This is a genomic window from Burkholderia sp. SRS-25 (assembly GCF_004343765.1).
In the GTDB taxonomy this organism is placed as follows: Bacteria; Pseudomonadota; Gammaproteobacteria; order Burkholderiales; family Burkholderiaceae; genus Burkholderia; species Burkholderia contaminans.
The window spans coordinates 23,795-31,477 of record NZ_PTXM01000012.1 but is presented as its reverse complement, the minus strand read 5'-3'; the positions used below and the strand labels follow the sequence as shown (position 1 = coordinate 31,477).

Here is a 7,683-nt window from a genome sequence, read left to right as displayed (position 1 = left end):
GGCGGGGGGCCTTGGCTCCCCCCCCCCGGCCGTCCACCTCGGGGGGGGGTGTCCCGCCCCCCCCCCAAAACCCCCCCCCCCCCCCGCCCCCGCCCGCCCCCCCGCGGGCCCCACGACACCCGCCGCACGGCACGCGGCGGCGATGACGACACCACGCGGCGCATCGTTCGCGCCGCTTCCCCAATACACCGGCCCCGGAGGCTGAATGATCACCCTCAACATCAACGGCGAAACCCGCTCGGTCGACGCCCCCGACGACATGCCCTTGCTCTGGGTGCTGCGCGACGTCGTCGGTCTCACCGGCACGAAGTTCGGCTGCGGGATCGCGCAGTGCGGCGCGTGCACGGTGCATCTCGACGGCGTCGCCGCGCGCTCGTGCGTGCTGCCGGTCGCGGCTGTCGCCGGCCGCAAGATCACGACGATCGAAGCCGTCGGCGCGACGCCGGCCGGCCACAAGGTCCAGCAGGCTTGGCGCGAGCTCGACGTCGTCCAGTGCGGTTATTGCCAGTCGGGGCAGGTGATGGCTGCCACCGCGCTGATCGCATCGAACCCGAACCCGAGCGACGCCGACATCGACGCGGCGATGGCCGGCAACATCTGCCGCTGCGGCACGTACAACCGGATTCGTGCGGCCGTGAAGCAAGCCGCCAAGGAGGCCTGAGATGTCAAGAGGACTGATCGAAGCCGGTCGGGCCGGCGCGGGCGTGTCGCGCCGTTCGTTCCTCAGGCTCGGCATGTCGCTGGGCGCGGCGGCCGGCGGCGGATTGCTGCTCGGCTTCAGCATGCCGGCCTCAGGTGACGATGCGCGCCGCTCGGTGATCGGCGGCGACGCCGCCGAACCGGCTCAACCCGGCGTGTTCGCACCGAACGCGTTCGTGCAGATCGACCGCGCCGGCAGGGTCACGCTGGTGATGCCGAAGGTCGAGATGGGGCAAGGCGTCTATACGGCGCTGCCGATGCTGATCGCGGAAGAACTCGAAGTGCCGCTGTCGAGCGTGACGCTCGACCATGCGCCGCCGAACGAGAAACTGTTCCTCGATCCGCTGCTCGGCGGCCAGCTCACCGGCGGCTCGACGTCGGTGCGCTACGCATGGGAACCGCTGCGCCGCGCGGGCGCGACCGCGCGCACGCTGCTGGTCACGGCCGCCGCGAAGCAATGGAACGTCGATCCGGCAGCCTGCCGCGCTGCGAACGGCGAAGTGCAGCATCCGCCGAGCGGCCGGCGCGCGTCGTACGGCCAGCTCGCCGATGCGGCGGCGAAGCTCCCCGTGCCGAAGGACGTCGCGCTGAAGCAGCCGGCGGATTTCAAGCTGATCGGCACGCCCGCAAAGCGGCTCGATTCTCCGGAGAAGGTCGACGGCACAGCGCAGTTCGGGCTCGACGTGCGCCTGCCCGGCATGCTGTACGCGGTGATCGTGAACAGCCCGGTGTTCGGCGGCACGGTCGCGAGTGTCGACGACACGGCCGCGAAGAAGATCCCCGGCGTGCGCCAGGTCGTGCGCGTCGACAACGCGGTGGCGGTGGTCGGCGATCACACGTGGGCCGCGAAGCGCGGCGCCTCGGCGCTGGTCGTGAAGTGGAACGAGGGCGCGGGCGCGAAAGTCTCGACGAAGGATCTGTTCGCGGATCTCGCGCAGGCGGCGGCGAACGGCAAGGGCGCGGTCGCACGCAAGGACGGCGACGTCGACAAGGCATTCGCGAATGCGAAGACGCGCGTCGACGCCGTCTACGAACAGCCGTTGCTCGCCCACGCGACGATGGAACCGGTGAACTGCACGGTGCACGTGCGCGGCGACGGCTGCGAGATCTGGGTCGGCACGCAGGTGCCGACGCGGGCGCGCGATACCGTGCAGCAGCTCACTGGCCTCGCGCCCGACCGGATCGTCGTGCACAACCACCTGCTCGGCGGCGGGTTCGGGCGGCGACTCGAAACCGACATGATCGGCCAGGCCGTGAAGGTCGGCAAACAGGTCAACGCGCCGGTGAAGGTGGTCTGGACGCGCGAGGAAGACGTGCAGCACGACATGTACCGGCCGTGCTACCACGACAGGATTTCGGCGGGCCTCGACGCGAACGGCAAGCCGGTCGCGTGGCAGCACCGGATCGTCGGCTCGTCGATCATGGCGCGCTTCGCGCCGCCGGCGTTCCAGCACGGCGTCGATCCGGATGCGGTCGAAGTCGCGGCCGAGCTGCCGTACGACCTGCCGAACCAGCTGGTCGACTACGTGCGCCAGGAGCCGCGCCACGTGCCGACCGCGTTCTGGCGCGGCGTCGGCCCGACGCGCGGCACGTTCGTGGTCGAGAGCTTCATCGACGAACTGGCCGCGCAGACCAAGACCGACCCGGTGCAATACCGCCGCGCGCTGCTCGGCAAGACGCCGCGCGCGCTCAACGTGCTCGACGTCGCGACGAAGGCGGCCGGCTGGGGCGGCCCGGCGCTGCCGACGGGGCAAGGGCGCGGCGTCTCGGTGATGCACGCGTTCGGCAGCTTCTTCTCGATCGTCGTCGATGTCGCGGTGGATAACGGCGAAGTGCTGGTGAAGCGTGTCGTGTGCGCGGTCGATTGCGGCATGGTCGTCAACCCGAACACGATCGAGGCGCAGGTGCAGGGTGGCATCATCTTCGGGATCACCGGCGCGCTGTATGGCGAGATCACGATCGAGGAGGGCCGCGTCGTGCAGAGCAACTTCACCGACTACCGGATGCTGCGGATCAACGAGACGCCGCCGATCGAGGTCCATCTCGTGAAAAGCGGCGAGGCGCCGGGCGGGATCGGCGAGCCGGGTACGGCCGCCACCGCCGCGGCGGTGGCGAACGCGATCTTCGCGGCAACCGGCAAGCGGCTGCGCAAGCTGCCGGTCGGCGACCAGCTGAAGACGGCTTGAGGGGAGGAGACGACCATGCAAAACCTCACCTTGAAGATGCTCGGCACGTCGTTGCTCGCCGTGTCTGCACTGCTGGCCGGCACGGCCGCGCATGCCGCGCAGGCGGCGCCGGCCGACAGCGCGCTCGTCGCGCGCGGCGCGTATCTCGCGAAAGCGGGCGACTGCGTCGCGTGCCACACAGCGCCGCGCGGCACGCCGTTCGCCGGCGGCCTGAAGATGGTCACGCCGATGGGTGCGATCTACACGACCAACATCACGCCCGATCCGGAGACGGGCATCGGCGGCTATACCGAAGCCGACTTCGAAAGCGCGTTGCGCAAGGGCGTCGCGAAGGACGGTCACAACCTGTATCCGGCGATGCCGTATCCGTCGTACGCGAAGCTGAAGGACGACGACGTGAAGGCGCTGTACGCGTATTTCATGCACGGTGTCGAACCGGTGAAGCAGGCGAACCGGCCGTCGGACATCCCGTGGCCGCTCAACATGCGCTGGCCGCTCGCGTTGTGGAACAAGGTGTTCCTCGACACGACGCCTTATGCCGACAAGCCGGCCAAGGACGCGGTGTGGAACCGCGGCGCGTATCTCGTGCAGGGGCTCGGGCACTGCGGGTCGTGCCACACGCCCCGGGGCGTCGGTTTTCAGGAGAAGGCGCTCGACGAAGGCGGCGCGGCGTTCCTGTCGGGCGCGGCGATCGACAACTGGTTCGCGTCGAACCTGACCGGCGAGCCCAACACGGGGCTCGGCCGCTGGAACGATGCCGAGGTCGCGCAGTTCCTGAAGACCGGCGCGAACCGCCATGCGACCGCGTTCGGCTCGATGGTCAGCGTGATCAACCACAGCACGCAGTCGCTCTCCGACGACGACCTGACGGCGATTTCGCGTTACCTGAAATCGCTGCCGGCGGCGGGCGGCACGGGCGCGCCGCCGTACAGCTATGATCCGAAGGCGACGCAGGCCGTGCTGGGCCGGCCGGCGGCCGATCCGGGCGCGAAGGTGTATAACGCTTACTGCCTGCATTGCCACGGCGCGGACGGGCGCGGTTACGCGCCGCTGCTCGCGCCGCTCGCCGGCAATCCGAACGTGCTCGAAGCCGATGCCGCGTCGCTGATCAACGTGACGCTGAACGGCAGCGAGACGCTCGTGATCGATGGCGTGCCGTCCGCGTATCCGATGCCGGCGTTCTCGAACCAGCTGAACGACCGGCAGATCGCCGATGTGCTGACGTTCATGCGCGCCGGCTGGAACAACGGCGCGCCAGCCGTGCAGGCGGCGGACGTCGCGAAACTCCGCAAGGCGACGGCGGCCGCGCGCTGAGCGCGGCTCCATGCGGAACGAGGGCAGGCCGGCGTGCCTGCCGTCACCGCCGCTGGGTGCGTGCCTGCCCCGGCGGCCTGGCTTTTTCTGTCAACCGGCGCGCGGCCGTTCGCGGCAGCGCGCGTTTATCGACGCAATGTAGGGGTGTCTGGATGGCTAACGTGACTTATACGGATACGCAACTGCTGATCGACGGCGAGTGGGTCGACGCCGCGAGCGGCAAGACGATCGACGTCGTGAACCCGGCGACCGGCAAGCCGATCGGCAAGGTGGCCCATGCGGGCATCGCCGATCTCGACCGTGCGCTCGCCGCCGCGCAACGCGGCTTCGAGGCATGGCGCAAGGTGCCCGCGCACGAGCGCGCGGCGACGATGCGCAAGGCCGCCGCGCTGGTGCGCGAACGGGCCGACGCGATCGCGCAGCTGATGACGCAGGAGCAGGGCAAGCCGCTCACCGAAGCGCGCGTCGAAGTGCTGTCGGCGGCGGACATCATCGAATGGTTCGCGGACGAAGGCCGCCGCGTGTACGGCCGGATCGTGCCGCCGCGCAACCTCGGCGCGCAGCAGACGGTCGTGAAGGAGCCGGTCGGCCCGGTCGCCGCGTTCACGCCGTGGAATTTCCCGGTCAACCAGGTCGTGCGCAAGCTGAGCGCCGCGCTGGCAACCGGCTGCTCGTTCCTCGTGAAAGCGCCGGAAGAAACCCCCGCGTCGCCGGCCGCGCTGCTGCGCGCCTTCGTCGACGCAGGCGTGCCGGCCGGCGTGATCGGCCTCGTGTACGGCGATCCGGCCGAAATCTCGTCGTACCTGATCCCGCACCCGGTGATCCGCAAGGTCACGTTCACGGGTTCGACGCCGGTCGGCAAGCAGCTCGCCTCGCTGGCGGGCCTGCACATGAAGCGCGCGACGATGGAGCTGGGCGGGCACGCACCGGTGATCGTGGCCGAAGACGCCGACGTCGCGCTCGCGGTGAAGGCGGCCGGTGGCGCGAAGTTCCGCAACGCGGGGCAGGTCTGCATCTCGCCGACGCGCTTCCTCGTGCACAACAGCATCCGCGACGAATTCACGCGCGCGCTCGTCAAGCATGCCGAAGGGCTGAAGGTCGGCAACGGCCTCGAGGAAGGCACGACGCTCGGCGCGCTCGCGAACCCGCGCCGGCTGACCGCGATGGCGTCGGTCATCGACAACGCGCGCAAGGTCGGTGCGAGCATCGAAACCGGCGGCGAGCGGATCGGCTCGGAAGGCAACTTCTTCGCGCCGACCGTGATCGCGAACGTGCCGCTCGAAGCAGACGTGTTCAACAACGAGCCGTTCGGCCCGGTCGCGGCGATCCGCGGTTTCGACAAGCTCGAAGAGGCGATCGCGGAAGCGAACCGTTTGCCGTTCGGTCTTGCCGGCTACGCGTTCACGCGTTCGTTCGCGAACGTGCACCTGCTCACGCAGCGCCTCGAAGTCGGGATGCTGTGGATCAACCAGCCGGCGACGCCGTGGCCGGAAATGCCGTTCGGCGGCGTGAAGGATTCGGGCTACGGTTCGGAAGGCGGGCCGGAAGCGCTCGAGCCGTACCTCGTCACGAAGTCGGTGACGGTGATGGCCGTCTGACGGTCGTCGTTCGATCGCGTGCGCGGCGCGGTTGGCGTCGCGCACGCGATCGGCGTGGGCCGGGTGGTGCGCCCGGTCTCTCGCCTCTCAAGCCAGCTTCTCGCTCCAGCCGTGCATTCGAACGGCAACCCCCTCGGTATTTCAATATGCGTGTCACTGCAGGCGGATTGTTTCGATTCCGTCACCGGCAACGACTCGCGCCGCATCCCCCGGTGAATTCACGCCGGCACCTTCCGCCCGATACCGTTCAGCTCACGTGACCAGCCCGCTGGCAAGTACGGACTGCACCTCGTACCCGGACGTCACACTTTTTGGTATAGCTTATTCACAAGAAACCATAACAACCGGTGCGTCAGCATCGGCCCAACCTGAGAGGAAACGGATGCACTCGCGCTCGGCAGCGCCGTACTACGTTGTGCTGGCGGGGACCTTGATCGCGTGCGCGCTGATGGGCCTCTGCGTGTTGCAGCTGTTTCAGAGCCGTCACGACGCGCTCGACCGCGCACGCGAGACGTCGCGAAATCTGGCGCTCGTCGCGGAGCGCGACATCGAACGCAATATCGAGCTGTACGGCCTGTCCCTGGAAGCCGTGATCCAGGGCCTCCAGCGGCCGGACGTCATGGCGGCCACGCCGGCCCTGCGGCGCAGCGTCCTGTTCGATCATGCGATGACCGCACAATTTCTCGGCTCGATGCTCGTGCTGGATTCGGCCGGCAACATCATCCTCGATTCGGCGAATGACGTGCCGCGCCAGGGCAACTTCGGCGACCGCAAATACTTTACGGTTCACCGGGACAATCCGGACGCCGGGCTCTACATCAGCGACCCCTATGCGTCCCGCCTGCGGGGCGGCTCGCTCAGCGTGGCGCTGACGCGCCGCGTGTCGAATCCGGATGGCTCGTTCGGCGGCATCGTGATGATCGCGGTCAATCTCGAGTATTTCCACACGCTGTTCGCCGGCCTCGCGCTCGGTTCTCACGGCGCGATCTCGCTGATCGGCCGGGACGGCATCATGTTCATGCGCCAGCCGTACGACGTGCGCACCATCGGCCGCGACATCAGCAAGGCGGCGACGTTTCGCCACTTCATGACGGCGCCGGAGGGCTCGTTCGTCGAGACCGCGACGATCGACAACGTGCGCCGCCTGTACTACTTCAAGACGCTGCCGCACCTGCCGCTGATCATCATGGTCGCCGAGGCGGAGCAGGACATCTATGCATCGTGGCGGCGCCGGGCGATCACGATCGGCGCGCTGGTGGCGACCTTCGGCGCGGCGTTCATCGTGCTGTCCTTTTTGCTGGGCACCCAGCTGCGGCGCCGGATGCGGGCCGAATCCGAGCTGGTGATGCTCGCGCGCACCGACGGCCTCACCGGGCTCAACAATCGCCGCTCGTTCGGGGAAGTGCTGGACCTCGAATGGCGCCGCGCACGCCGTGCCCGTTCGGTGTTCTCGCTGCTGTTCGTCGACGTCGACCGCTTCAAGGCCTTCAACGACACGTATGGTCACCAGGCCGGCGACGACGCGCTGGCGGCGGTGGCGCGATGCATCGGCGACAACATCCGGCGCCCGGCGGACACCGCCGCCCGCTATGGCGGCGAGGAATTCGTCGTGATCCTGCCCGATACGCCGGCCACGGGCGCGACCGAGATCGCCGAGCGGATTCGCGCGGCGATCGACGGGCTCGCGATCGAACATGCGGAAAGCGAATTCGGGCGCGTCACCGCGAGCATCGGCGTGGCAAGCTGGGCCCCCGGGCAGGAAGGGGAGGTCGAGTCGGTGATCAAGGCGGCCGACGAGGCGTTGTACCACGCGAAGGAAATGGGGCGAAACAAGGTCGCCTCGCATGAAACGGGCAACTGACACCACCGCCGGCACGCACCGCCCG

General features: G+C 68.9%; 5 protein-coding genes. All 5 read left to right on the top strand.

Annotation, left to right across the window (positions count from 1 at the left end; all coding sequences use genetic code 11):
* Positions 1-205: 205 nt before the first annotated feature.
* The 5 genes from C5O79_RS18170 (at position 206) to C5O79_RS18150 (ending at position 7,658) form a co-directional block, all read left to right on the top strand.
* On the top strand, positions 206-661 hold the full coding sequence (locus C5O79_RS18170) for a (2Fe-2S)-binding protein (RefSeq protein ID WP_043183740.1): 456 nt from the start codon (positions 206-208) through the stop codon (positions 659-661).
* 1 nt (position 662) lies between these two features.
* On the top strand, positions 663-2,885 hold the full coding sequence (locus C5O79_RS18165) for a xanthine dehydrogenase family protein molybdopterin-binding subunit (protein WP_122475825.1): 2,223 nt from the start codon (positions 663-665) through the stop codon (positions 2,883-2,885).
* A 15-nt stretch (positions 2,886-2,900) separates the two neighbouring features.
* Positions 2,901-4,199, top strand: a complete 1,299-nt coding sequence (locus C5O79_RS18160; protein WP_122475827.1) for a cytochrome c — start codon at positions 2,901-2,903, stop codon at positions 4,197-4,199.
* Positions 4,200-4,351: 152 nt separating this feature from the next.
* The gene (locus C5O79_RS18155; RefSeq protein WP_046547831.1) at positions 4,352-5,797 is read left to right on the top strand and encodes an NAD-dependent succinate-semialdehyde dehydrogenase; all 1,446 of its coding nucleotides are present in this window, start codon (positions 4,352-4,354) and stop codon (positions 5,795-5,797) included.
* 382 nt (positions 5,798-6,179) lie between these two features.
* Positions 6,180-7,658: a diguanylate cyclase gene (locus tag C5O79_RS18150; RefSeq protein ID WP_122475829.1), complete on the top strand. Its 1,479-nt coding sequence runs from the start codon at positions 6,180-6,182 to the stop codon at positions 7,656-7,658.
* Positions 7,659-7,683: the final 25 nt, after the last annotated feature.